The organism is Aureispira sp. CCB-QB1 (assembly GCF_000724545.1).
Taxonomy (GTDB): domain Bacteria; phylum Bacteroidota; class Bacteroidia; order Chitinophagales; family Saprospiraceae; genus Aureispira.
Map to the genome: position 1 here is coordinate 263,398 of NZ_JHBV01000014.1, position 25,976 is coordinate 289,373.

Annotated in this window: 19 protein-coding genes; 6 read left to right on the forward strand and 13 right to left on the reverse strand. The window is 36.0% G+C overall.

Annotation, left to right across the window (positions count from 1 at the left end):
* Positions 1-746: 746 nt before the first annotated feature.
* The 5 genes from CG11_RS06160 to CG11_RS06180 all read right to left on the reverse strand — a co-directional run bounded on the left by CG11_RS06160 (position 747) and on the right by CG11_RS06180 (position 5,296).
* On the reverse strand, positions 747-2,495 hold the full coding sequence (locus CG11_RS06160; RefSeq protein ID WP_052594179.1) for a M48 family metalloprotease: 1,749 nt from the start codon (positions 2,493-2,495) through the stop codon (positions 747-749).
* Between the two features lie 156 nt (positions 2,496-2,651).
* Entirely contained in the window at positions 2,652-3,218 is a 567-nt protein-coding gene (locus CG11_RS06165; protein ID WP_052594181.1) for a hypothetical protein, read from the reverse strand.
* Positions 3,215-3,790, reverse strand: coding sequence for a hypothetical protein (locus CG11_RS06170; RefSeq protein WP_052594183.1), 576 nt, complete (start codon positions 3,788-3,790; stop codon positions 3,215-3,217). The genes CG11_RS06165 and CG11_RS06170 overlap by 4 nt, the downstream gene beginning before the upstream one ends.
* 40 nt (positions 3,791-3,830) lie before the next feature.
* The gene (gene lgt, locus CG11_RS06175) at positions 3,831-4,646 is read right to left on the reverse strand and encodes a prolipoprotein diacylglyceryl transferase (RefSeq protein ID WP_052594185.1); all 816 of its coding nucleotides are present in this window, start codon (positions 4,644-4,646) and stop codon (positions 3,831-3,833) included.
* 107 nt (positions 4,647-4,753) lie between these two features.
* Positions 4,754-5,296 (reverse strand): NADPH-dependent FMN reductase, encoded by a 543-nt coding sequence (locus CG11_RS06180; RefSeq protein ID WP_052594187.1) that lies wholly within the window; start codon positions 5,294-5,296, stop codon positions 4,754-4,756.
* 725 nt (positions 5,297-6,021) lie between these two features.
* Between CG11_RS06180 and CG11_RS06185 the strand changes: the two genes are divergently transcribed.
* Together CG11_RS06185 and CG11_RS06190 are read left to right on the forward strand one after the other, a co-directional pair.
* Positions 6,022-6,726 (forward strand): metal-dependent hydrolase, encoded by a 705-nt coding sequence (locus CG11_RS06185; protein ID WP_052594189.1) that lies wholly within the window; start codon positions 6,022-6,024, stop codon positions 6,724-6,726.
* 18 nt (positions 6,727-6,744) lie between these two features.
* Entirely contained in the window at positions 6,745-9,006 is a 2,262-nt protein-coding gene (locus CG11_RS06190; RefSeq protein WP_052594190.1) for a leucine-rich repeat domain-containing protein, read from the forward strand.
* A 103-nt stretch (positions 9,007-9,109) separates the two neighbouring features.
* Here the strand turns inward: CG11_RS06190 and CG11_RS06195 are convergent, their stop codons facing one another.
* Together CG11_RS06195 and CG11_RS06200 are read right to left on the reverse strand one after the other, a co-directional pair.
* Complete coding sequence (locus CG11_RS06195; RefSeq protein WP_052594192.1) at positions 9,110-9,652, reverse strand: DUF6794 domain-containing protein; 543 nt, start codon at positions 9,650-9,652, stop codon at positions 9,110-9,112.
* A 179-nt stretch (positions 9,653-9,831) separates the two neighbouring features.
* Positions 9,832-10,998 carry an endonuclease/exonuclease/phosphatase family protein gene (locus tag CG11_RS06200; RefSeq protein ID WP_052594194.1) on the reverse strand — a complete coding sequence of 389 codons (1,167 nt, stop codon included), beginning with the start codon at positions 10,996-10,998 and terminating at the stop codon, positions 9,832-9,834.
* A 399-nt stretch (positions 10,999-11,397) separates the two neighbouring features.
* Here CG11_RS06200 and CG11_RS06205 point away from each other — a divergent pair, with 399 nt between their 5' ends.
* Together CG11_RS06205 and CG11_RS06210 are read left to right on the forward strand one after the other, a co-directional pair.
* Positions 11,398-12,573 carry an OmpA family protein gene (locus CG11_RS06205; RefSeq protein WP_052594195.1) on the forward strand — a complete coding sequence of 392 codons (1,176 nt, stop codon included), beginning with the start codon at positions 11,398-11,400 and terminating at the stop codon, positions 12,571-12,573.
* 268 nt (positions 12,574-12,841) lie between these two features.
* On the forward strand, positions 12,842-13,210 hold the full coding sequence (locus CG11_RS06210; protein ID WP_052594197.1) for a hypothetical protein: 369 nt from the start codon (positions 12,842-12,844) through the stop codon (positions 13,208-13,210).
* 73 nt (positions 13,211-13,283) lie between these two features.
* Here CG11_RS06210 and CG11_RS06215 read toward each other — a convergent pair whose 3' ends face one another.
* Both CG11_RS06215 and CG11_RS06220 read right to left on the reverse strand, forming a co-directional pair.
* A complete protein-coding gene (locus CG11_RS06215) occupies positions 13,284-14,483 on the reverse strand; it encodes a thioredoxin family protein (protein WP_052594199.1) in 1,200 nt (399 codons plus the stop codon).
* Positions 14,484-14,769: 286 nt separating this feature from the next.
* Positions 14,770-16,116, reverse strand: a complete 1,347-nt coding sequence (locus tag CG11_RS06220; protein ID WP_052594201.1) for a (Fe-S)-binding protein — start codon at positions 16,114-16,116, stop codon at positions 14,770-14,772.
* Positions 16,117-16,598: 482 nt separating this feature from the next.
* On the opposite strand from CG11_RS06220, the gene CG11_RS06225 reads away from it, so the two are divergent.
* Together CG11_RS06225 and CG11_RS06230 are read left to right on the forward strand one after the other, a co-directional pair.
* Positions 16,599-18,866 (forward strand): S8 family serine peptidase, encoded by a 2,268-nt coding sequence (locus CG11_RS06225; protein ID WP_052594203.1) that lies wholly within the window; start codon positions 16,599-16,601, stop codon positions 18,864-18,866.
* Positions 18,867-19,105: 239 nt separating this feature from the next.
* Positions 19,106-19,714, forward strand: a complete 609-nt coding sequence (locus CG11_RS06230) for a T9SS type A sorting domain-containing protein (protein ID WP_052594205.1) — start codon at positions 19,106-19,108, stop codon at positions 19,712-19,714.
* A 61-nt stretch (positions 19,715-19,775) separates the two neighbouring features.
* Here CG11_RS06230 and CG11_RS06235 read toward each other — a convergent pair whose 3' ends face one another.
* From CG11_RS06235 to CG11_RS06250, 4 genes are all read right to left on the reverse strand, one after another.
* Positions 19,776-20,105, reverse strand: a complete 330-nt coding sequence (locus CG11_RS06235) for a multidrug efflux SMR transporter (RefSeq protein WP_052594207.1) — start codon at positions 20,103-20,105, stop codon at positions 19,776-19,778.
* Positions 20,106-20,347: 242 nt separating this feature from the next.
* The gene (locus tag CG11_RS06240) at positions 20,348-22,906 is read right to left on the reverse strand and encodes a glycoside hydrolase family 2 protein (protein ID WP_081909478.1); all 2,559 of its coding nucleotides are present in this window, start codon (positions 22,904-22,906) and stop codon (positions 20,348-20,350) included.
* Positions 22,907-22,957: 51 nt separating this feature from the next.
* A complete protein-coding gene (locus tag CG11_RS06245; protein ID WP_052594209.1) occupies positions 22,958-23,686 on the reverse strand; it encodes a copper homeostasis protein CutC in 729 nt (242 codons plus the stop codon).
* 2 nt (positions 23,687-23,688) lie between these two features.
* Entirely contained in the window at positions 23,689-25,956 is a 2,268-nt protein-coding gene (locus CG11_RS06250) for a glycoside hydrolase family 20 protein (protein WP_052594211.1), read from the reverse strand.
* Positions 25,957-25,976 lie beyond the last annotated feature (20 nt).

Sequence of the window (25,976 nt, forward strand, 5' to 3'; positions counted from 1 at the left end):
TATTGTTTGGAGAGTGCATTCATGTACTCTCCAAATTCTATTCAAATGTTGTTCAAAAGTGAACTCTGTCAGCTTTGAATATATCTATTCTAAGCGTTTTTATATAAATTTGTTTACTAGAAGGACTTGATTTTTTAAGAAGCTTAATAACGTGTAGAAAAGCTTAAATATGAGGTAATTGTTAAAAAAGGCAACTTTTACTCTCAAAAAAAACGTTAACATTTGACTTGTAAGTTTTAAACTGAATGCCAAGAAAATGACACCCTGTGAGCTTTGAATATATCTACTCTAAGGGACTGTATTAAAATTTGCTTACTTAACGAAACTGATTTTTTTATTTATTCTTAGAATCTTATTAACTGCCAAATACGAGGGATTTCTAAAAAATGGCAACAAAAACAATCAAAAAAAACTTTAACATTTGAAGCTAAAAAACCGCCTAAAAAGTATACATTTGGTTATCAAAAAAAATATACAAATAGTTTTGCGGTTTTTATACTGAAGGTCTTTTTCTGAGTAACTGCAATTCCATGTTGAGCCATTGTATAAAACGTATTATGATGAACAATTGAAGTATTTGATGTTTTGATAATGATTTACATTACCAGTTTAGTTTGAGCGTACAGCTTGTAAAAACTAAAAGGTCAATTTGTTGAGAAAAAAAGAAGAAAGATCATTTAAGGTTCTTTTCGATCAACAAATTGACCCACAACAAAAATTGGTTAAAGAGGTTCTATTTTATGATTCTATTTCACTTTTCCATAAATAAGCCAACGGGTAACATTATTATCTGCATCCAGCAAGAAGATAAGCCCTGTTTTTTCATAAAAAACAAAGTTGTTTTGGCTTCCTCCAAGCATTCTAGTTGGCTTGCCGTACAGTTTTTTTATAGCATCCAAAGAAGAGCCAATTTTAATACCACGAGCCGTTTCACCTTCGTAATCAGGTTTTGTCATTAAAAAGCCCTCCAGTTCTTCTTTGGTACTCCAAGGACCGCTGTAAGTCGCTACTAGAGTTGCGTCAAAATCTTCTTCTTCAACGGTAACAACAACCGTTTCTGGACGTTTTTCGTTTTGTTTTTTGATATCAATACTTTTGAAAGCATCTTTATCGTCAAACAAAACCTCTATTGCTTCTACGCCTACTTCTGCAATTGTTTCTTCTTCTCCCTCAATTTCTTCAGATATTTTTTTCTTAAACAACTTGGCAAACACATTGTTGGTAACAGCATCTAAGTTTGTCGTAGCAAGTAGAGCATTGCCAGATTCAGCCGCTTTAAACTCTTTTTTTGCATCTGCTTTCTGATTGGATAAGGCAAATGCAATGCCACGGGCAATATGCCCATTGCCAACCAATAGTTTATTATCGTTGGTAGCGGCAAATTGAATGGCTTTATTAGCTAATCCAAGTGCCATTTCATATTCACCTAGTAGACAGTGTGCTAAGGCTGCATTAACATAAGCTGGTGCATACTGGTCGTCAATACGAAGGGCATCGTTAAACAAATCTAGGGCATCTTTTGCCAATCGCAATCGCTTATCTTCTTTGGATTCTCCTGCCCCTTTTGTTCCTGCATGACTCAATCTTGTGTCCAAGTCAAGCCCAAAGGGATAGACGAATTTCAATTCTTCAGGGCTATACATGCTCATTGCTTCTTGTGCCAATGCGACTCCCGCATTGTTGTACATCTCTCGGCTAGGGAACGTAACAATAACATGGTCATAGCACATAGAAGCCTTTTCATAACGGCGTACCAAGTTGAGCAAATTAGCGGTATTAAAAACTGGAATTAGCTCTTCTAGCATTTCTTTAGAGTTGTTGTAAATAGCAATTCTATCTTGACGAGAAGGATAACCAAATGTCTCGTCAGGAATCTCTAAAGCATCGTACAGTTTATCAAAAAAGACTCCACCAACACCCAAAGTATTGTATCCGCTCATATAACCAAATATGCCACCAAAATAGTCAGCTTCCGCTTCCATTCTAGCACGATCATCCGAGTCGTACATAGATTCTTTGACATTCTTTTTAATATCATTGTCAGGGTTGGCTTTTCCAAAAGCATGAGCCCAGCCGTGATCTTTGTAAAAGTGGGCAATTTCGTGTGCCATTACTGTAGCAACAATATCCAATGAGTCGGCACCCAAGTCTGCCGCCAAATCATAAATCCCTTCTCCAAAATTAATGGTATTATTACTAGGACTATAATAAGCATTATAATAAGGCTTTCCTTGATAATTATAAATAAAGTTAAATGTAGGAGCTTTGCGAGTATCTTTGACAGTTTTGCAAATTTTGTTGAAAATTTGCGCTGCTTCTCTTGCTTTTAACTTTTGATAATCAGATAGATCGGTTTCTAGTGGTTTGTAATTGTGCGGACTGATATTGCCTGCACTCAAGAAAATAGAAGGTAGTGCAAAGCATAAACCAATTTTTAACCATTTAGAAAAAGTGGTTTTTTCTTTGGTTGGAACTGTTTGGTAAAGGTGTTGCATTAATTATAATTTTTAGTGGTTGAATGAGGATGCAAATGTCGTATCTATTGTCCTAATTAATATAGCAAAAACTATGCTTAAAAGAAACGCTGAGTAGTATTTTTTTCCCTTTTGACAGGAAAGTAGTAGAGTGGTTAAACTCATAAAAAAGAGCGTTTAAAGCAAGTGCGACTGAATTATACTTAACGCTTTTTCGGGCGCTTCTACTTGAACCATAACTAACTGCTGGTGCGGTTTCTGAGACCAATATTTGAATGTTTGAAAGGAGACAGGTTGGATCGTAGATAAATAAATGTTGGCAGTATCATCCGATTGTTTGCTGCTATGTACTTTTTCTATATTGCTAAACGGAATAGACTCAATGTGGATTTGATTATCTTTATACAAGATAAAAATGACACGTTTGTTGGTAATGATATATTGTGTGTGCTTTTTAGCTAGATCTAGTTTTTTGATTTTGATGGTTTGATGGTATTTAATTAAACCAATCAAGCAAGGAATAGAAAATAAAAATAGGAGATCAAAGTTATCGTCATTGCTTACATTGTAAATGAGAACAAAGAAAAAGAAAGAGAATAGTATTTCGAAAAGACATCCTGAATTATAGTTTTCTAAGTATTTAAGCGGTTTGCCCATTTTTCCTTCCCACAAAACCGTTTCAACTGTTTTAATGGTTGAAAGGTAGTCGTGGATTAAAGCAGCGTCTTTGAATTTAAATTTCATTTTTCTTGGAGTAGGTGCTCACGGATAATTTTAGTGACTCTATTGGCTTGATTTCCTATGTTAATGAATCCGATAAAATCGGTATTTTTATCATCAATAAAATAGGACATCTCAAAGTTTATCGCCTGTTTTGTATGAAACAAGACAGCAATTTCCCCATTAGTATTTCGATGTGTTTGTACTTGTTTAATCGATTTTGCACTAACCGCATTGATATGAATTTGTTGTTGATACCAATGAACAAGAATGCATTGTTTGGACGTAATAAGGTATTTGCTGTATTTGAGTTTGTTTTGTTGGATGTCTTTTTGTCGTTGTTGCAAAATAAATAAAAAAGCACCCAATAAGATAGATAAAATAATTATTGTTAACCCAATATGAATTAAAAAAGTGGCAATGGAAATACCTATTAGAAGTAATATAAGATTAATAATAAGCAAAATTTCATCTTTGAAAAGAGTATTCTTCACTTCTAAAGGAATCATTCGCCCTTCCCATAAAATAGCTTCTTGTGCTTTTATAGTGTTAATATAATCTCTTACAAGAGAATAATCTTCAGGGTCTATAATCATTTTAGGTGGACTTATTGAAGCAAAGGACTACAGTGGAGCATCAAGAATCCAACGTTTTATTTCTTGTGTTCCAAGCGAGAATAGCACCAATTAAAATCATTGGCAAACTCAACAATTGCGCCATGTTAATAATACTATCGGGATCAAAAACATAGTGTTTTTTTATAAACTCCATACAGAAACGTAAGATGCCTAGCAAAAATAGGAAAACAGCAAAAACATGTCCATCCTTTACTTTTCCAAAGACTTTTTTGTGGTAAGCAAGTGTAAAAAAGAAAAGACTAAGGTAAACGACAAAGCCATATAATTGAACAGGATGACGAGCAATGTCATCGACTTTAGGAAAAATAAATGCCCAAGGTAGATCGGTTGGAGCACCAACAATTTCGGAGTTCATGAAATTCCCCATTCGTATAGAGGCCAAGCAAAGTCCTGCAACCAATGCTCCTTTGTCTAAGAACCACAAAATAGATTTTCCTGTTTTTCGAGAAAGCAACCAATAGGCAAGTAGGAGCCCTAGCATGGCGCCATGACTTGCCAAGCCACGGTAACCAGTAAATTCAAACTGTGGTGAGAACTTGAAGGGGAGTAAAATTTCTAAAGGATGTTTGGAAAAATAGGCAAAATCGTAAAATAAACAATTGCCAATTCGTGCCCCCAGTATGGTTCCGACAACAGAATAGAGCAGCATTTTGTCTAAAACTTCCATGCTTACATCTTCCTTTTGGAACTGTTGACGCAAGATAAAAAAGCCAATAATAAAGCCTGTAGCAAATAGCATGGAATACCAACGCAAAGCAAAACCACCAAATTCGATAATAATAGGGTCAGGATTCCATGTAATAGCAGTAAACATTAGTTGATGTTAAAATGATAAAATAAAGCAGTCTGGCGACTATTCTTGTATGCAAGCAAATATAAGAATTGTTTTTAAGGAACGATTCTTATCCCATAAGGATCGCATTAAAATTCTAAGAATTCTGTGATCTGTTGTTGCAAGGCTTTTTGCGTACCTTCGTCTGTCAGTGTATCGTCGGTCAATAGCATTTCAATTAGAGAAATAGGCAAACGATTGGGAAGCACGGTAATTTTGAGGTAGTTTAAGAAGCCCGTCATATACTCTAAGCCTCTGAGACCTCCCGAGCGACCTGCCGAAACCCCAACTAAAGCAGCTTTCTTGCCCCCGTGAAATGAGTCCACATATTTTCGAACAGAGCAAGCATCTATAAATAACTTCAATGCGCCAGGAATACCTCCATTGTATTCAGGAACAACAAAATAAAATTTGTTGGCAGGGACAAGATATTGGTCTTGTATGCTTGCTAGTGCTTTGGATTGCCCCGCTTCGCTGTACATGTCTGCATGTAAAAAATCATGGGGCAAATCTTCTAAACAAAATAATTGTACTTCTTCTTCTGTTTGGGCTTTTAGTTGTTCGTAAATATAACTTGCAATCAATTGAGTGCGACTGTTTTTTCTATTTGTTCCTGAGAATACGGTAATCATTTTTTTATTTTCGTTTTACTTAGAATGAGTAGACTGTTTACGGATTTCTATTTTAGAAAGTTAAAAAATACCATGGATAAGATTTTTCAATTTTCAAATTTTGAAATAAATTAATAGCCAAAGTATATTTAAACCATGTATTATAATAATAATACTCCGTTGATTTTTTAGTTTTTCTACGAAAAACATAAAAAAGCACTCATGCAATACCACGTAGTAGCAGCGAACCGAGCTGTGCGAGCTCACGACCGTAGGGAGTAACAAAGCTAAGCTAATACGATTTTTCAACGGAGTAATGTAATAATACTCTGTTGCTTTTTTAGTTGTTACTTTGGGAACCTTTGTTGCTTGCTACGCTGTGAGCTCGCTGCGTTCGATTCGAATTTTACAAAAAACATAAAAAGCATCTTGTTGATAATTAAGTTAATATGATTTGCTTCGTGAGCGCTTTGCTTTTAGTTAGATGCGCTGTTACTGCGTGTTTTTAACGGAGTAATTTTCTAATCAATGATCAGAAAATACGATACAATAATAAGATAACTTTAAGGAAGCTTACAATAATGGCTTAAGCAATTTTATTTTTGAAATAGTTTATAGTATTTTATGGCATTTCTCCTAAGTTCGTGTTACTAGATTATGATACAAAAACAGCAAAACTACTTTATGTCGGCAGTAGGTTGATATTGTTAAACTATTATAAAATCACTCTAAAAGTAAATTAAAATATGCGAATTACATATTATGGGCACAGTTGTTTTCTTGTAGAAGTAGGAAATAAAAAACTGTTGTTTGATCCTTTTATAACTCCTAATCCCAAAGCCAAATCTTCGAAAATTAACCTGGAGAATATTCAACCTGATTTTATCTTGTTGTCTCATGGGCATGGGGATCATCTTGCAGATACTTTAGAAATAGCAATTCAGAGTAATGCAAAAATTATTGCTGTGTATGAAATTGTTCAGTGGTTTGAAAAGCAGGGGATAGAGGGGATCGGTATGAATACAGGAGGAAAGGCTAAATTTGATTTTGGGGTGGTTAAATTAGTTAATGCTGTACATTCTAGTTCTATGCCAGACGGTACTTATGGGGGCAATCCTGTGGGGTTTGTCATTAGCAATGATCACAGTGGTACATTTTATTTTGCAGGCGATACGGCACTAACAATGGATATGAAACTAATTCCAATGATGTGCCCACGACTTGATTTTGCCATATTGCCAATTGGCGATCATTTTACAATGGGCTATGATGATGCGGTATTGGCTAGTAATTTTATACAGTGTAACACTATTATTGGTTGCCATTTTGATACTTTTCCACCTATAAAATTAGATCATTCAGCAGCTAAAAAAGCATTTTCAGAAGCTGGTAAAACATTATTTTTACCAGAAATAGGGATGTCTTTTAATATCAAGAAAAAAGTAAACTAATTGTTGCTTGGCTGAATTATGAAACAATATTCCTATAAAAATGCCCCCAAAACTCAGAAATCGAAAGTACAACACCTGTATGTCGAAACAGATCGAAACACAGGTTTGTTGCCCGACGATGTTTTTGAGTATACCAATATAGAAATACTTTCTGTTCGTATACTAAATGCTATTCCTCCCGAAATTACACAATTGAAGAAGTTGCGAAAATTGAGTATTGCTTTTTGGGGAGGCGGGGCTTTGCCTGTTTATATCGAGGATTTAAAAAATTTGGAAGAACTAAGCATTAGAGTGGTATCCAAGGCATTGGAAGTGCCTGAAACATTGGCTAATTTGGTGCATCTCAAAAAAATAACACTCTACGATTGTCAGCTAAAAGAAATTCCTAGTGTCTTGTTAAAAATGCCTCAATTGCTTAGCTTAGAAATATCGGCAAATGAGATTCCAAGTTTTGACCTGCCCAATCATTGTTACTGGCCTAATCTAGAAACCTTAGATTTGAGAACGAATGGTTGTCAAATAATTCCTGATTGGGTTTATCAGCATACTCAGTTAAAAGAACTGTATTTACCCAACAACAAACTCACCATACTGCCTTCGAAAATTGGTCAACTAACAAAATTAGAGCAGCTGACCGTTGATAACAACAAGATTGAAACGATAACGGCAAATTTCGGTTTGCTTCCTCAACTTCAATTGTTTAACTGGTTTGAAAATCCAATGGGATGGCTGCATCCTTGGGTTTTTGAGTTGAACGAGAAGCTTTTGGATTTTAAATTGTTTTGGCGGCAAAGTAGCAAACAATCGGTCAAGGATATTTTAGCCATTAAAAAAGCTTTAAGTAAAGCAAACTTATTAGAAAATCAAGGGGTTGTCCAAGCAATTTGTCTATTATTATCAGACAAAAAAAAGGCTAAAAAAGCACTTTCTAATGCCGAGGTTTTAGGGTGTTATCCTGTTAATCATCTAAAAGTTAGAGCTGCTGTTATGGCAGAAATAAGTAGTCGATTACAGCCTTTTGATAAACAAAACTTTCAGGCAGGAAGTGAATTACTTGTATTGGGGACAACGATAAAGAAAAAAGCAACATTAAAAGCTCAGTTAAAAGATTTAGGAATTGCAGTAGTGGCTAAAAAAGGTGCAAAGACTTCACATGTTGTTTTGGGCAAAAATATAAAGAAGACAGAAGCTTTGTTAGATAATGCGCTTATCTTATTGACAGAAACAGAGCTGAATCATTATTTGGATGAAGTAGCCCCTGCTTATTTATTAGAAGATGAAGAAAGCACTACTAGTAATGTTGCTCATCTAAGAGCAATGCTGGTGACATTGATAGATGAAAATGTTCTTATTGCACTAGAGTTGTTGAAAAGTGGTGGTGTTCCTAAAGATTTAATGACGACGTTGTTTTTTGTGCATAAATTTAGTAAGAATGCCCAAATTGTTCGAAAGTCTAAAAATCTTCTGACATTAAATGCTTCTGAAAAATTATTGGAAGTATTAAAAATACGATTCAATTTTAAACAGAATCGAGTGGGATTTTTTGATGCAAAGCGTTACCTCGAAAAAGTTTGTACGGAAACGGAAATTGAACCCATTGAATTGTTAAAATATGCTTACAATTATTACAGCCAAAAATATCCTTTTCCTAGTTTGTATACGGATGCTATAAAAGAACTACCTGAAATAGAACAAAAAGAGGAAGCTGCTTTGTTTTGGAATGGACGAGTTGAAAATGGTCAATTGTTCTTACAAGAAGGAGATGGGAAAATTATCAATCACTTGTTTGATATGGATATTGTGGAAGTATTAGAAGGTAGGCATTATCCCGTTCATGCGCTCACAAGTCAGCATGGGGGAGCAAAAATGAGAAGATTAAGAAAGTTAATTCTAGAGTATAAAAGGGAAAAAATTCGATTACCTCAAGATTTTGGTACTTTAGAAAATTTAGAAGAGCTAGACTTAACAAATGCCAATTTCTATGAACAAGGTTGGGAAGAACTAGGAAAACTAAAGGCACTTAAAAAGTTGACATACCAATCTGATAGCACTGAAATTCCTAACGAAATTTTTAGCCTTAAACAATTAGAAAAATTGGTGTTAGATGGCAAGTACATTCCCCTTACGTTTCCTATTTCAGCGTTGGAAAATTTAAAAGAAATAGACGTGAAAAACTCATCAATGGAAGGCGCAGTAATTTTTGTGGATGCACTCAAGAAATTACCCAATCTGAAAAGTGTTCAGTTGCATACAGCTTTAGATGCTGTTTATAGAAAATGAGACTTTGGAAGCTTTTAACAAGCCACTTCCAGTACACTGCAATCTGAAATATGTTTATGTTGTTTTGCGGTGCACTGGAAGTAAGGTGATTGTGTTGTTTGTTTTATTCTTTAACAGTGCCGCGCTGAATCAATTCTTCTGCTTTAGCCTGTTGTTTTTTTGCCCAAAGTTTTCTAAAAAAAGTAACTTGTTCCTTAATTTTTAAATCTCGACCGTGCAAATGACGATGATAGGAGGTGATAATAATTCCAATCATATAGTCATAATGAGGAACTCGCATTTTTCTAAAATACTCGGATAGTCGAGAGCCTTCGCTGAGTGACCATTTGTGTTCCAACCAAACCCCTAAAGAGCCATGTGTTTTTCGATCTACCTCTGCATCAGAATATGCCATGAAAGTCTGTTTAGCATCGTCATCCATCAATTTGTCTAGCTCGTTAAAAACATCGTACAGATCTCTAGGAATGTACATGCCGTCTAGTTCCGATTGCTGAATGCGAATTTGATAGAGACTATCGTTAACAACATCCCCTCGTTTTTTTTGTGTTTTTATAATGACTTTTGCCGTTTCTTCTTGCGGTGGTTCTTGAGCAAAAGAAACAAACCCTATACTACTAAGTAGTACCATAATGAACGTGCGAATCATACTTACAGTTTTATTTAAATTTTTACTTACTTATGGTCTTAATACGAATCTTGTACCAATGTTACAGGTTTCTTCTAAAAAAATAAAAAATGATTAAAAGAGGGGGATTTTAAATCATATGGTAGTTTTAGATGATTCCATGTGTTAGTTCTTAGTTGAGAAGTCAGAATGTAACTAATTTAAGAATTTGGAGCAAGAGAATCTGTCGAAATACTATCTATAGTTGGTTGAAGCCCTAGGAGCTCCACCTCTAGCAAAATAGGATTGTGATCAGAATGTTCAAACTGTAAGTTTTTGCCTTCTATTTTCTTAACGTTTACATTAGGCGAAACCAAATAAAAATCGACCAAAGTGACACTTGTCTTGCCATATTCTAAAACATCAATTACGCATCTATTGGTCGGAACAACAGGATCGTATACCCATTGCCAGCCTTGAGGCATAAAATCGCTCGGAATATTAGCCGCATAATAACTAGAATCGGTTTCGATGCCTATTGATTTGCCGACAGCATCAAAGGCAATGCCTGGAGGTGTTTGATTCCAGTCGCCACCAACTACAATGTAGTTGCCTTTGTTGTATTCTTCTAAAACCAATTGCTTGAAGTATGCCATTTCATCATCCTTCAATTTGCCACCATCATAAGCAGAGTTATGGGTATTGATAACAATCAACTCTTTGCCTTCTGGGTGTGCAGTTGGGTAGCGTTGTAATGACATACAGCGGTCTAAGTGAAAAATATAATCTGGCCAACCATAAGAACCGGGGAACTGATATCGGGTACTTTGACTGGGTTTGTATTTAGAATAACTTCCAAGACCACTTTCCATTTTTCCCATGACATTCCACGGTTCAGCAACAGGAATAACAACACGTTCCACTTTATAATTGGGGGCAAAACTGCTGCTATAGTTGGGCAGTTCTTTTAGGTATGTCTCGTATTGATTGATAAAATAGCTGCGTTTAGAATTTAAATCTACTTCTTGTAAAAGCACAAAATCTGCTTGTTGTTGACCAACAAAATCGGCAATTGCCTGTATGTTTTCTTCTACGTAGGCTTTGGGAGAACGAACCATTTTGCCTCCAGAAAAGAAAAAAGGATTGCCATCATCATAGAAAAAATTAGATTTAGCTCCCAAGCCCCCATATCCTACATTCCAGTTCAAAAAGCGTAATGTCCCAGCTTGGATGGTGTCAGGAGTATTGCCTTTAGGAAGACTTAATTCAATGACTTCTTGAGGTTGATAATCTGTTGCGGTACCATGCAGAAGGCAAATGATAACATAGGTTAGAAATAAGGCAAGGGCAACAAATGTCCATTTTAGAACTTTTTTTAAAATTTTCATTTTGTGATTACTATTAACTTTTATTGATTGAAATATAAGGTTCGAAAAGGTTACTTAATACTTCTTATGTTCATTAAAAAATAAGAAATGATAGAACTTTAGGGCAAAGGAATTTTGAGATAAAGTTCAATAAGCAGACTCTTATTGTCATATCTTTTGTTGACTTGTCTAAAATGTTTATTTTTGATGCTGCTTCAATCAGAATAAACGAATCGTAGCGCAAAACTACACCTTAAATCTTAGATAGGCAAAGGATGTGTTAGAAGAATAAATAACTTCTATATGAATGTTTAGGAAATAAATGTAGCTTAAATTTTAAGGAGTAAATTATTGCAAAAAATTATTAAAAAATGGTACTCCCGAACCCCAATAAGTACCGTCATAGCAAGTCTTAAAACTATGAATAAAATACAATCCCTACTGGTTACTTTAGTGCCAATTTCACTTTTATTGATTGGTACGACAACTTATGCTCAGGTGTTACAAAATATGGTTAAAAACCCAAGCTTTGAACAGTATCGAAAGGTGCCGACAGATTTGGGAGAATGGGGAATGGTGGATTATTGGTCTTCGCCAACTGAAGCAAGTCCAGACTATTTTCACAAAAGGGCAGCAGGGAAAAATGTAGATGTGCCTTATAACAAAATGGGGCGTTGTATGGCTCGATCAGGTTATGCATATACTGGAATTTATGCTTATGCTAGCCGATATCTAAAACGCAACTTTAGAGAATATGTACAACTAGAACTCAAGCAACCTTTGTTGGCAGGAAATACGTACTGCGTAAAAGCACATGTATTTTTGGCGCAATCTTCTAACAGGGCGGTAGGTGCTTTGGGTATGACGGCTTCTAAAATTAGAATCAATCAAAAAGATGAGTTACCAATTGTTACTAAAAATATGACTTATATGTTGCAAGAAGATCGCTCGCCATTAGATGAACGCGCTTGGGTAGAGATAACTTGTCAATATAAGGCACAAGGAGGAGAGCGTTATTTGGTATTGGGTAATTTTGATGATGATAAAAAAACAAAAGTTACAGGTGCCATAGAAAACGATACGTTCAAAAATCCTCATGTTGACTTTGCTTACTACTACATTGATGATGTTTGTGTTACCAATTCAAGTACCAACTTTAGTTGCGATTGTGGTTCTTTCGACTTGATTCGAACAAGGGGAGAAGAACGCATTGTTTTGGATGTAAAAGTACAGCAAAAACAGTATTATTTAGGGCAAGTAGTTATCATGCAAAATCTAGATTTTGAAAGAGGAAAAATTACAATGTTGTCAGGTTCGCAAGGGGCTTTAGATGATTTGGTTGGTACGTTGCGCTTAAATCCTAATTACCATGTAGAAATATCTGGTCATACAGATGATAAAGGAGATCCTCAAAAAAATCAAATTTTATCCAAAAAACGGGCAGAGGTCGTTTATAATTATTTATTGTCCTCTGGAATCAGAAAAGAACGACTGACGTACAGAGGCTATGGTCAATCTCGTCCTATTGCCTTGAATAAAACAATAGAAGGTCGCCAAAAAAATGAACGCATTCAATTTAGGATTACAAAAAAATAGCGTACATTTGTTTGGTAAACTCAAGTGACGCATCATCGATTGTTGCATGAAATTGCCTGTTTTTTCACGAAGTAATGTACAAGGAAGCGGGAATAAAGCAATGAGTCATCACTTTCATTCTAAGGACAATTCATTGATAGTTCCATCTTGTAACTAACTTTTACGCTGCAATAGTCAACGATTGCTTTAGTTTTAAGTTAGATATGATAACAATTGATTTAAAAGCGAAATTTTGATCTTTATAATTGTAGAAAGAGACTAATTAAATATGAAAAAGACGGTTGATAAAAATGTACTTAATTCTATTAAGGAAATTATTAAAGGATTAGTTACAGCTTATAAAACAAATAAGGAAGTAACCCCAGAAATGATTGAGCAAATGAAGGCTATGAGAGAGTTGTTTAAGGAATTGGAGCAACCTACAATTGTTAAATCAATTCGTTTGGCTTACGAGCACATTGGGAATCATGGTAGCTTAGACAACTTACCTTATTGGGAAGAAGAAGAAATTGAATTGGACGAGGAAAATTCTAGTTTTGAGTATTATTTGGGCTTGTTGACCAACCCAACCAACAAATACAATAGAGAAGAAATTAAGGAACTAAATGTTCTATTAAAAGAAATTGCAGAAGCTTAGGCTATTGGCAAAAAGATAAAAAAAGTGCTGTTGAATATTAATTTCAACAGCACTTTTTTGCTTTTAGAGAGGATTAAACTATTTTTTCTTTATTAGAAGAATGTTTGTCTTTGATTCTTCTGCCCTTTTTAGCATTGTCTAAGTCTTCATCTATGATGGTTACGTTGCCAGAAGTACTATTGCCAATGTTCTTTTTGTTAGAAATGGCAAATTGCTCCATGATGCGTTTTAAGTTAGATGGATTGATATAACCAGTATGTTTACCGATTACTTTGCCATCGTGTACAAAAACTAAAGCAGGCACTTCATTTACACCGAAATTTTTGTGCAAGATGTGGGTGTGGTCCACTTCTATTTTTTCAAATTTGATTTTGTGATAAGCATTGGAAAGTTTATCAACAACAGAAGTCGTTTGTTTACAAATACCACAAGATGGTTTGACAAAATAAAATAGGAGATGTTCGCCTAAATTATAAAGTTCTTTTTGGTTGACAGATTTGAGTTCAGAGATAGATTTTACGGTGCTACTATCAGAAAAATTAGCACCTGTTAACAGAATACCTATTTTTTGTTGCACAGAAGAAATACTCAAGTACCCTTCATGTTTAGAAACTACTTTTTTGCCTCTTTTGAATAGAATCGTTGGGAAATTTTCAATTCCGAGTTGATGCGTAATTTTAGCTTCATCTTTGACCAAATGCAATTCTATGTCCAACAAGCCTTCGAATTCTTCTTGTGCCCGCTCAATATTTTTGCGCATATTTCTACAGCGAGAACTTTTGGAACCATAAAAAACAATAGAATAACCATCGTCGTTTAATGTTTTGGGAGCAGCAATAAGCTTTTTTGCTTGATCATAAATATGAGCCATCAAGATATTGGTACTATTATCTTGAGAAGAATCAGAAAATTTGCCATACCAAGTCGAAACTAACTTTTTTAGTTGAATTGCTAGAAGAGTTGTTTCTTTAGAAACAGGGGCTTTGCTATCAAAAGAAGTTTGTATATCTCCAAAACAAGACGCAAAAGCAACAGAGCCTTTGGCTAACGCAATGATTTTTTCTTGCAAATCGCCAGCGTCCAAATCTTCGCCCACGTCACTAGCTTGCTTTTCAATAAGTTGTCCAGTTTTTGTTTGCAGTTGCTGCATTTCTTTGTACTGCTTTCTTAATTTACTGCTGTGTTTTTCCAGATTATTGCGAAGATAATCTTCAATCCAGCTACTGGATAATTTATAAAGCTGCAATACGTCTTTGTATTCCTCTAAAGTCATAATTTATTTGATAATAGGATTCTTCTTGAGAAAAAATAATATAATTTCAAGCGCTAAACTTACAAAAAAAAAATGACTATAACAAGTGATTTTTTATTCCTAAGTAAGGGTTTAAAGAATTGTTCAATCTTTTTCGCACTAAAAAGAACTATGTTTGTTTGCTGTTTTTCATTTTGTGCCCTGTTGTTTTTATGCTTATTTGACAATGGTAAGGTTAAAAAATAGCAGCATAAAAAAAGCTACTTGATATTTTTCAAGTAGCTTGACAGTATTATTTTGAGGGATTTTAGGAGGCATTTGCCTCTTCAATCCATTTATCTCTATCATCGGGAGAAAAAGCCCAAGGAGCACCATTGTTTTCAATGGCATTGAACATATTGTTCCATTCTTCAGGAGAATCCGATTGCTCTAGGATTTGGTTTCTACGCATATCCATAATAATGTCCACTGGACTAATCATAATTGGACAAGCTTCCATGCAAGCATTACAAGTCGTACAAGCTCGTAGTTCTTCTGTTGAAATATAATCAAATAGATTTTTCTTATCGTCATAATTTTCAGCTGTCAGAACACTTGTAGACTCTTTTTTATCATCAGCTATCAACTCAGTTTTGTTCGCCGCAATGTTTTTCCCAATCTCTTCGGCACGATCTCGTACGTCCATCATGATTTTTCGTGGCGATAGTTTTTTGCCAGTTAAATTAGCAGGACAAACAGAGGTACATCGACCACATTCTGTACAAGTATATGCCGCTAAAATATCTGTCCATTGCAAATCAAAAACATCCGCTACACCAAATTTTGGCATTGGTGCATCTGGATCTGGCTCGTCAAAAGCAGCATTGGGATCAAACATAGAAGCAACCTCTGCTTGAATGTCTGGCATGTTTTTCATTTCTCCCTTTGGGGTCAAACGAGCATAATAGGTGTTGGGAAAAGCCAACATAATGTGCAAGTGCTTGGAATAGGGTAGGTAGTTCAAGAAAGCAAATACAACCAAAATATGTCCCCACCAACCAACACGCTCTGCTATGTGTAGGCTCTGTGGAGAAATGGTGTCCCCCCAGAGTGGTGCCAATTGACCACTTATTAAGAAATTTAAATCAGGATGAGCTTGCATATCGGCACTGTTCATTATAAAAATGAACAAAACCAATAAAAATTCGCCGTACAAAATTAAATTACCGTCCAATTTGGGCCAACCTTCCATTTCTGGTTTGACAAAACGGGGTAGTTTTAATAAATTTCTACGAGCCAAAAATACAAACGTAGCAACCAACGCTCCTAAAGATAGAATTTCAATGAAGCTAATCAAAATGGTATAAATAATGCCTAAGTAGTGGCTGAAAAATCGGTGTGATCCTGTAAGACCATCCACAAAAATTTCAATCAACTCAACTTGGGTAAATAGGAAAGCAACATAAATGAACAAATGCATAACGGCAGCCAAAGGACGTTTAAACATCTTTTTTTGACCTAAAGCAATCATTAAAACGTTTTTGATGCGCTGCGAACGATCGCCTTCAATTTTATCTTTTTGCCCCAACATGATGTTGTCATACACAAATTTGTATTTCCTAAAGGCAAGCCCAAAAGTTATCAGTAAAATAACTGCAAATATGGCCTGTTGCATATTCTAATTTATTTTTGTAAGTTTATTAGTAACAAAGCAATAGAGTAAATCGCTCCATAAATTGTTACCTTAATATTGATTGATGATTGATTGGTGTTTAACACACTTTTGTAAACAAGTGGCTAAATCAGCCCAAAAGTTATAAAAAATGTTAAAAATGCCCAACTTAATTGGAATTTAAATGTCAATATAAAAAGGTTCTAAATTATTTATTCTTAAATTAAGTTGCTGTGAGCAAGTAACAAGGAGTATCGTGTAAGCTTCTCAATTGCTATCTACTGACATACCCAAAACTTGTAAAATAAGAGTCGTGGTTTTATTTAAATATTCCAGATTATAGTACCCAATCTTCCCAAAAAATCTGTACTGTAACAACATATAAATAAATTGACCTTAGAATTTAATTACCCCAAAAAGTTAGCTGAGAACCAGTTCAAATTTTATAAATAACAACTTCTGAACGAAATGTAATACAAATCTATATGAAATATTGGATACTTTTACTCTCTTTTTGGGCGCTCCAAGTAAGGGCACAGCAACCTTCTAAACTAAGTACAGATTTATACTTAAAACTAAAAAACACGGCTTTAGTTGACTATTCAAAACAACTTTTGTCCCTTTTGGTAAAGGGAAATTTGAATACGATCCAGCAAATTGTAACGACTGATGGTGGAACGTATAAATATGGGGTAAAAAATATTGCCTCTGTTTATATTTCCTTGGCAACCGTTGAAAAGTTATTGGGACATTCTGATATACAGCGAATTGAATATAGGGTTGCCAAGGGGAGGCATTTAGCTTATTCGGAAGATACGATTATGTTGACGAATAATAACGTTTGGGATGCGCATGCTGGAGGTGGTTTGCTACCACATGGGTTTCAAGGAGAAGGAGTTTTGTTGGGAGTGATTGACGATGGGTTTGAGTGGCAACATCCTGATTTTTGTTATCCAGATTCTACAACTAGAATTCTATATTTGTGGGATCAAATTTCTAATAATACCACTTATCATGAAGCGTATTATGGCTATGGAGCGTCTTGGAAAAAAACAGATATTGACAACCATCAGTGTACGCATCAACCCGACCAACATGGTTCTCATGTGATGGGAACGGCTGCTGGCAATGCGCGTGCTTCTGGAAAATATTTGGGGATTGCACCCAAGGCGAATTTAGCCTGTGTTAGTGTTGCTAGAGATGCCACCTTCTTGAGTAGTTTTGTGGATGGCATACATTATTTATTTGGCAAGGCAGACAGTTTGGGGCAGGCTTGTGCTATTAATTCAAGTGTTGGGAGTTATTCTAGTGGCCACGATGGGAAGGATTTGTACAGTCAGTTGATTGATAATATGCTGGAAGAAAAAAATGGTCGTGCCTTGATACAAGCGGGGGGCAATGCTAGAGCATTTCCAATTCACCTAGGAGTAGCTTTAAATAATAGTAGCTCCAAGACGCAATTCAAATACCACAATGCTCGACGAAAAGTACATTTTGATTTATATGCTGATACTGCTACATTTTCAGAAATAGATTTTTCTTTTCAATTAATCAATCCACAAAATCAACAAACAATTGCACAAACAAGTACTTATAATGTATTGGAGGATTTTTCATTTACAGGTTCTGTTGCGACACTTTCTCAAGTCTTATTTTTAGATGCAAATGGCAATCCTGTCACCTTAGAAATTTTAATCGACCAATATGAAGATGCTTATGAGGTGCGTGTCAATTTACATTCTTCTTCTAATTTGGGGCGTTGGCAATTGACGACTACAGGGACAGGAAAATATGATGTGTGGAGTCACGAGACGCTATTGGAGTCATCGGATATGATTAGTGATGTTCCCGTGTCTGACTATACTAGTCCTGACAATATACAAAGTATTGTTGGTTATTGGACCTGTTCAGAAAAAGTGATCACCGTAAGTTCGTATCAAAATAGAACAAGTGCTGTTTCTTGGTTTGGCGATACATTGCAGGTCGGCACTCCTGGTTACCCTCAATTTGGAATCTCTGGATTTTCGAGTTTAGGACCCACACGTACTGGGCTGCAAAAACCAAATATAACAGCGCCAGGGGGGCAGGTGATGTCTGCGTCAACATTAGGGGCTTTAAATTATTATAAAACGATTAATAATAACCGTTTGGATGCAGACGGTTGGCATATTTTTAATAGAGGAACATCAATGGCTGCTCCGATGGTTGCAGGAGCTGTAGCGCTGTATTTTCAATGCAAACCTTATGCGAATTATGCCGATGTTCTACAAGCATTAGAAAGTAGCGCAAAGGTAGATTCTTTTGTATTGGTAGAGGTATTGGCTTTGCCCAATATTCATTGGGGGTATGGCAAGCTGGATGTATACCAATTATTAGAACGGTGTTTGGTTTATGGTTGTATGGATACCTTGGCTTTAAATTATAATCCATTGGCAACCTATCAAGACAGCTCCGCTTGTTTTTATGTGCCAACAGGTATAAAATCGTTGGAAGACGACGCCTATCTTCGTTGTCAACCCAATCCATTTAGTATACAAACAGCCATTCACTATAAGTTGCCAGCTATGCGTGATTATACAGGTAGTTTGTCAGTTTATAATAATCTAGGTCAACTTGTCTTACAGAAAGAGTTGAATGCACAACAAGGTGTTTGGATGATGTCATCGGAAAACTTAGCGATGGGGTCTTATTGGCTTGTATTAGAGTGCAATGGCGAAAAATATGCTTACCAACAGTTAATTATTCAGCCTTAGAGAATATTTTAATCTAAATTATGTACCTATTTATCGACTTTATTCGTACAGTAACTAATTAATGTCTAGTTTAATATAATATTATAAAAGAATCCCATCTACCATTTGCCTCTTAAGGTAGAGCATTTAACCTTGTTGTTAATAATGGTTATACGACTTTATGTTGAGTAAAGGGTTGTTACTACACCAAACAATATAATTAACGAATTCCTATTTGTTTAACCTAAAAAAGAAACACTATGAAAGCAATGTTTCACTTGATTCTAATTTCATTATTTTTAGTTGGTACTACTTCTATCTCAAAAGCACAAATTAGCAATAAACCTAATTTAGATTTTAAAGTAGAATTGAATAATTTAAACCAACAATTAGAAGTTGTCTGGGCTACTTGCCTAGAAAATAGCGTGGTAAAATTATTAGACAACAACCTAAACCCTATAAAAACACAAACACTTTGTAAAGAAACACAAGGAATCATTGATATTTCTGATTTGCAGAGTGACTTGTATTATGTACAAGTGGAACATTATACTGGGATAGGAATTCAGCCTGTTGTAAAAGCAGCCAAAGAAACGAACTTGTCAACTAATAATGCCAAAACTCTAAAAGCAGACTTGGTATTTGATGTATATCCTAACCCTAGTCAAGATGAAATTACCATCCAGAGCAAAGATTTTGCTTCGAACAGTGTGGTGACTATTCTTGATTTGCAAGGGCATCAAGTACAATCTAGAACCTTGAACAATGCTAGCTCGGTTATTGATATTTCCAATTTACCTCAAGGAGTTTATTTTATTCGTATTGAAGACGAATATAGAATTGGAGTGCAGCAATTGGTTAAAAAGTAGGTTTAGTTGAGGTGGCATAATTTGTTATGGTTATGTTGCCTATTTTATTTGCACGAGAAGTCTAATGCACATTAGTTTTAGAAACCAAATTCATAATTAATACCCCTGCGATAATTAAACTCATCCCTATAATTGCAGCAGTATCCAATTTTTCTTTATAAAAAATAAAACCGAAGAGTGCAACAAGAACAATGCCCAATCCAGACCAAGTGGCATAGACAGTTCCTAAGGTTAACTTTCGAAGTGATAAGGTCATGAAATACATGGAACCTATATAGCCTAAAATAACCCCCAAAGTGGGGAGCCATTCTTTGAATTCATTACTCGCTTTAAGACAAGAGGTGCCGACTACTTCACATACAATAGCTAGGGCTAAATAAACATAGGTCATAAATTATTGAAATATTTTTAAGTATTAATAATTCAATAGTTCGTGGGAAAATCGCATCAGTTTGATTATCAATAGAGTATGCTTTTGTTGCTTGGTTTCTTAAAGAATTGATAATCAGGCTGATGCAAAGATGCTTTTTTAGTTTTTTACAAAAAAGCTAAAAAGTCCACGAACTACTAAATAATTGTGTACTTGTTGTGTTTATAAGAATATTATTGCTCGATTTTTTTCCGAACAAATACTTAAATTAAAGTATTGATGGATAAAAAATACAAATTTTCTAAAGTTATTTTTTCAGTTGTTTTTAAGACGATAGTTTGGGGCTGGTTGGGAAGCAAATCAAAAAAGTTGTTGCTCCAATTACCATGCTTATTGCCTTGCACAAAAAGATTTTTTATCAAGGTATTGCTTGTGATACTTAATTCAAAGCCCCCTTTGATAGGAGTTAATTTTGTTTGGAGGTCTGGTTTGCTTAGAGCTAATCTTTTGGGAGGAAGAAAATAATACAACTGCTCGTAATTTTCTGAAGCAGTAGAAAAGCGGACTCGAATAAAGCTGTTGTTGGGTCGGGCAGCACCAACTAAGGTCGAATAAGGGTAGGTGAAATGCAAACCTTGTTGATTCGAACGCAGCGATAAGTTTTCCTCTTTTATCGTATTTAAAATGGTGCCATCAAAACGAACAACTTCGATTAATAAATGCCCTCTAGTATCCTGCATTTTGTCAGATACAAGATCAATTTGAACTTGATGATTGTCTGTTGGTTGAACTCGAATCAGAATATCTTGGTAAAGCTGTCTTACTTGATAGTGTAAGGCTTTCCAGTTCCCCAGATAATCAATACTAGACCAAGAGGGACCTGGCCAACAATCGTTTAATTGCCAATACAATGTTCCCATGCAATGCCCCTTACTTTGGCGATGACTTTGAATGGCTAATTGCATCCCATAAGCTTGTGTTAATTGACTCAAATAGACAAACTCTGAAAAAGAAGAGGGGGTAGGGTAATACGTTTCTAAATGCTTTTTAATCATTCCATTGCCAATATAGCTTTTTTGATGATGTTTCATAACAACACTTTCTAAATGCCATTGGCTAGAATCCGAAAATTGTTGTACCGTTTGCATATTTGGAAAGGATTGAAAGCCATATTCGCTCATAAATCGTCCAACATTGGTTGTATAGTTTTCAAAAGGTTCTCGACCATGCCAAACTCCCCAGTAGTGCATACTGTGGTGTTTGAAATTGTCAGGAGTTCCCCAATTGCTTAGAGGCGAAGTAGGAACATAAGGCTGTTGAACCTGCATTTTTTGTAGGGTATTGGGAATTATTTGTTCAAAAATCGTTTGATAACCTTGGATAATGGTTGTCGAATCTAGAGGAGAGTAACCAAATTGTTTTTGCCATCCCCAGTTGTTCCAAGCTACTTCAATTTCATTATTACCACACCAAAGCGCAATACAAGCATGGTTGCGCAATCGTTGCACATTTTGTTCTACTTCTTTTTGAACATTATAAACAAAATTAGAATCGCTAGGATACATACCACAAGCAAACATAAAGTCTTGCCAAACTAAAAGCCCCGCAGCATCGCATTGCTCGTAGAAGTAATCAGATTCATAAATTCCACCTCCCCAAACACGGAGCATGTTCATATTGGCATCAACAGCGTTTTGAATGGTTTGTTGATACGCTTCTTGGGTTACTCTAGGCAGTAGGTTGTCTTGCGGAATATAATTGGCTCCTTTCATGAAAACAGGACGTCCATTCAGTTTAAAATAATAGCTTGTTCCAATAGAATCGGGCGATTGTACGAGTTCAATTTTTCGCAAGCCAATTTTTTTTGTTTGAGAGCACAACAACTGTTTGTCTTTCGAAACGTCTATTGTAAATTCATACAAATGGGCGTCTCCCAAACCATTGCACCACCACAATTGGGGCTGAGGAATAGAAAAGTCAATTTGATGTTGAAACGTTCGTTGATTGGGGCGAATGGATTCCGTTGCTAGAATTTGTGCATCATTTTTGATGACAATAGTCAGGTTTTCTTCCTCCAAGTTCGGGTAATCCAATTGAATGTGGGCGGTAAGGGCTGCTCTTTGAGTATTAATGGACGTTTGTTCATAATAAACATCTTGAAGCTTGACAAAACTATATGCTTCTAGATAAACAGGTCGCCAAATTCCCATCGATACCACCCTAGGACCCCAATCCCATCCAAAATGGTAGGGCGCTTTGCGAACGAAAGGACTTACTTTGGGACTGCCCGCATCGTTGTCAGCAGGAAGGGTATAACCTAAGTTACGAAAGGCTGCTTCCTTTTCTTTGAGTGGAGATTTAAAAACAACTTTTAATTGATTTTTTCCGACTTTGAGATGTTTTTGACAATTGACGCGCCAAGTACGGAACATATTATCTGATTTTAACACAGTTTGTCCATTGATCCAAACTTCAGCATAAGTATCCAGTCCTTCAAAAACCAACTCAATAACATCTTGTTGGAGCAATGTTTCAGATACTTCAAAATCTTTTTGATATTCCCAATCTTCCCACTCAATCCAGCCAATTTCTGTTTCATTCGTACCATAAAAAGGATCCTCTATTAAGCCTGCGTTTAATAAATCTAGTTGCACAACACTAGGAATTACAGCTTTTGTCCAACCCGTTTTACCAACTTGCTTGAATTGCCAATCTCCAGTTAAATCTATTTTTTCAATAGTTGGTATGTTTAAAGGCGTTGTGCAAGCGTAGAAGAATAGCAGGCTATGAACTAGTAAAATTAATTTAAAAAGCTGAGACATAATTGTTAAGGTCAGAAAGTGAAATGATTGGTAGCTGTCCTGAAAAGGTGATTAGTTGCCAATAGTTTGATGAATAATCTCCCCACAGGCTTTTAATTTTTGAACATCAAATAATTTTTTTTGATACTCAGTATTAGGGAAATTAGGGTGTTGAAAGCTTGTCGTCTGTTTGGCAAATTGCTGTGCCGTAAAATGAAATTCTGTTGCCCCAATTGCTTTTAGTTGTGCGATATTATGGGGACCAACGCCAGAACCAGGAAGAATTTGGATTCTTTTATTAGCTTGTTGAATCAGCTGCTCAATAAGAAGGAGTCCTTGGTCGATTTTATTGGCTTGCCCAGATGTTAAGATTCGGTCAACGCCTAAGTCTATTAATTGCTCTAAAGCTTTAAGAGGAGCTTTGCAACGATCAAACGCACGATGAAACGTTACTTGCATAGGACGAGCTAGTTCTACCAACATTTCTGTTGTTTTTAAGTCAATTGCTCCTGTTGTATCCAAGGCACCAATCACAACACCATCCACTCCTAATGCATGGCAGACTTCTATGTTGTGCCGCATTTGTTCTATTTCATAAGCGTTATAATAAAAATCACCCCCTCTAGGGCGAATGAGTACAAACAAATCAATATCAATTGCTTTTCGGGTTGTTTTGATACAGCCCCAGCTAGGCGTAGTGCCCCCTTCCAATAAGTTGGCACAAAGTTCGACTCGTTGAGCGCCATATTGTTGTGCTAATAAAGCCGCTTGAGGACTATCTAAACAAATTTCAATGACCATTATTATTCTATTACAAATTCATCAATAAATAACCAAGCTTCGCTACCTGCGGCGGCATGCCAGTTTGGACAATAAGTAATGTTATGAGCTTTTAGACGGACATAACGTGCAGTAGTATTTTTAGCTTCTAATTCAAATGTTTGTATGAATGAACCATCTTTTTTAGGCGAAACATCGTTGGAAACGGTTCCCAAGCGAGTAAAGTTCTGCCCATCATTAGACATAAAAAAGTCAATTTTGGTAGGTAAAAATATCCAAGAGTCTTGTTTTTGGAAAAAAGCAGTTGATAACTTAGAAATTGGTTGTGGTGCTTGCAAATCAATAGTGATTTCCATTGGAACTTTTTGAACGGCTTGCCAGTTCCCATCTCTAAAATTTAAACTTCCTCTAGCGCCATTGCTTACAGCTTGCACACCTCCTCCTGTGTAGTAAGAACTATATTCATAACTCAAAGAAGGCTCTAGCCCATTACCCAAATGCTTGGTAAAGGTTCTTTGAATAGGTACTCCGTAGGGTTTATTATTTTTAAATGCTTGAACCTGTAATTCTGTTGTTGTTTTGATTGGGATGGCCGTTTCGTACATTGTAGAATGAAGGGTAGGGGTAGAGCCATCGACTGTGTAATACAACTCCAAATCAGGTGTTCCCTTCGTTAGCTTTATATTGATGCTCTCTGTGGATGTAAATACTTCCATACTGATTGGCATTGTTTCGGCACCGTATTGTACCCCTAGTGCTTCCAAGCTAGGGTAGTGGGCTTGCACTCTTTGATAAAATTCCGAATAGTTGCGTTGAGTAGGTGCCGACCATAAAACTTCAGCCATAGCGAGTAATCTAGGAAAGACTTTTTCATCCAAAACTTGAGCATTAGGAACATGCTCTGTCCACATATTGCATTCGCCTCCTAGAATAAAGTGGTGTTTGTCTGTAGACAAATCTTGAGGAATAGGATTGAACGAGTAGACTTTTTCTAAGTCAATGGCATCCAACTTATAATCAAAATAAGCATGACTAGTTGGAGAGCTAATGGCATTGTGATTTTGTTGAGCTGCTTCCAAAGCGCCTCCCATGCCACGCCAAGACTGAACCGTTGCATTTTTTGCCAAACCACCTTCCAAAATTTCGTCCCAACCAATCAACTTTTTGCCGTTATTTTCTAAGAATGTTGCGATGCGTTGGATAAAATAACTTTGCAGTTCGTGTTCATCTTTTAATTTTTCCTCTTGGATTCTTTTTTGGCATTTTGAGCAGTGTTCCCAGCGATACTTTGGAGACTCATCGCCACCAATGTGGATGTATTCTCCAGGAAATAAGTCCATAACTTCGGATAAGACCGCTTCTAAGAATTGAAAGGTACTATCATTACCAGCACAGTAGACATCTTTGAATACCCCCCATTTAGTTCCAACTTCGAGTTGTTCGCCTGTACAAGAAAGATGCGGATAGGCTGCAATAGCTGCTTGAGAATGCCCTGGAAGTTCAATTTCAGGGACAATGGTAATGTGACGCTCTTGTGCATAGGCAACAATCTCTCGAATATCTTCTTTGGTATAAAAACCACCATAAGGTTCGCCATTCGCCCCTTTTCTCCAAGCGCCTACTTGGGTAAGTTTGGGGTAGCGATCAATTTCAATGCGCCACCCTTGGTCTTCTGTTAGATGCCAATGCAAAACATTCATTTTGTAATATGCCAATAGGTCAATGTATTTTTTGATTACCTCTTTACTGAAAAAGTGTCGGCAGCAATCTAGTAGCATCCCTCGCCATTGAAATGTAGGATGATCGTTAATAACTAAACTAGGTACTGCCCAAGCTTCTTGTTGCTCTTTTTGGTGGAAGGTGCTAGGTAATAACTGACGGAGTGTCTGAATCCCTCTGAAAACCCCTGCGGCATCGTTACCATAAATAATAATTTGATTACTATCAATTTGAAGATGGTAACCTTCTTTTGGCAAGGGTTCTTTTGATTTAAGAGAAGTGAGGCGTATAAAATTATGCTCAGCTGAAGAGGTTGCTTTTAAATCAACATTCATAGAATGGTGCAATAGTTTTTGTAGATATGCCCCCTCTTTTTGATAAACATCATCTATCCAAAGTACCGTTTCAGCGTTAATAATGAATTGAGAGGAGGTAATATCCAAATGTTGAGGCTGAGGAATTAGTGCAGGTTCTTTTGGGTACGGAATAGCATCAAGTGTAGGAGAGGGAGAGGAGGTATTGGTACAAGCAACACTAAATAGCAATAAATAAACAACTAGATAAAAACGCATAATAAATTGAATTTAAGAAC

What these genes read in the sequence shown, in the direction of transcription:
- CG11_RS06190 (WP_052594190.1), top strand. Translation starts at nt 6,745, where the DNA reads ATGAAACAATATTCCTATAAAAATGCCCCCAAAACTCAGAAATCGAAA.
- CG11_RS06240 (WP_081909478.1), bottom strand. Translation starts at nt 22,906, where the DNA reads ATGTCTCAGCTTTTTAAATTAATTTTACTAGTTCATAGCCTGCTATTC.
- CG11_RS06185 (WP_052594189.1), top strand. Translation starts at nt 6,022, where the DNA reads ATGCGAATTACATATTATGGGCACAGTTGTTTTCTTGTAGAAGTAGGA.
- CG11_RS06180 (WP_052594187.1), bottom strand. Translation starts at nt 5,296, where the DNA reads ATGATTACCGTATTCTCAGGAACAAATAGAAAAAACAGTCGCACTCAA.
- CG11_RS06230 (WP_052594205.1), top strand. Translation starts at nt 19,106, where the DNA reads ATGAAAGCAATGTTTCACTTGATTCTAATTTCATTATTTTTAGTTGGT.
- CG11_RS06215 (WP_052594199.1), bottom strand. Translation starts at nt 14,483, where the DNA reads ATGACTTTAGAGGAATACAAAGACGTATTGCAGCTTTATAAATTATCC.
- CG11_RS06160 (WP_052594179.1), bottom strand. Translation starts at nt 2,495, where the DNA reads ATGCAACACCTTTACCAAACAGTTCCAACCAAAGAAAAAACCACTTTT.
- lgt (WP_052594185.1), bottom strand. Translation starts at nt 4,646, where the DNA reads ATGTTTACTGCTATTACATGGAATCCTGACCCTATTATTATCGAATTT.
- CG11_RS06210 (WP_052594197.1), top strand. Translation starts at nt 12,842, where the DNA reads ATGAAAAAGACGGTTGATAAAAATGTACTTAATTCTATTAAGGAAATT.
- CG11_RS06225 (WP_052594203.1), top strand. Translation starts at nt 16,599, where the DNA reads ATGAAATATTGGATACTTTTACTCTCTTTTTGGGCGCTCCAAGTAAGG.
- CG11_RS06250 (WP_052594211.1), bottom strand. Translation starts at nt 25,956, where the DNA reads ATGCGTTTTTATCTAGTTGTTTATTTATTGCTATTTAGTGTTGCTTGT.
- CG11_RS06245 (WP_052594209.1), bottom strand. Translation starts at nt 23,686, where the DNA reads ATGGTCATTGAAATTTGTTTAGATAGTCCTCAAGCGGCTTTATTAGCA.
- CG11_RS06170 (WP_052594183.1), bottom strand. Translation starts at nt 3,790, where the DNA reads ATGATTATAGACCCTGAAGATTATTCTCTTGTAAGAGATTATATTAAC.
- CG11_RS06200 (WP_052594194.1), bottom strand. Translation starts at nt 10,998, where the DNA reads ATGAAAATTTTAAAAAAAGTTCTAAAATGGACATTTGTTGCCCTTGCC.
- CG11_RS06165 (WP_052594181.1), bottom strand. Translation starts at nt 3,218, where the DNA reads ATGAAATTTAAATTCAAAGACGCTGCTTTAATCCACGACTACCTTTCA.
- CG11_RS06235 (WP_052594207.1), bottom strand. Translation starts at nt 20,105, where the DNA reads ATGACCTATGTTTATTTAGCCCTAGCTATTGTATGTGAAGTAGTCGGC.
- CG11_RS06205 (WP_052594195.1), top strand. Translation starts at nt 11,398, where the DNA reads ATGAATAAAATACAATCCCTACTGGTTACTTTAGTGCCAATTTCACTT.
- CG11_RS06195 (WP_052594192.1), bottom strand. Translation starts at nt 9,652, where the DNA reads ATGATTCGCACGTTCATTATGGTACTACTTAGTAGTATAGGGTTTGTT.
- CG11_RS06220 (WP_052594201.1), bottom strand. Translation starts at nt 16,116, where the DNA reads ATGCAACAGGCCATATTTGCAGTTATTTTACTGATAACTTTTGGGCTT.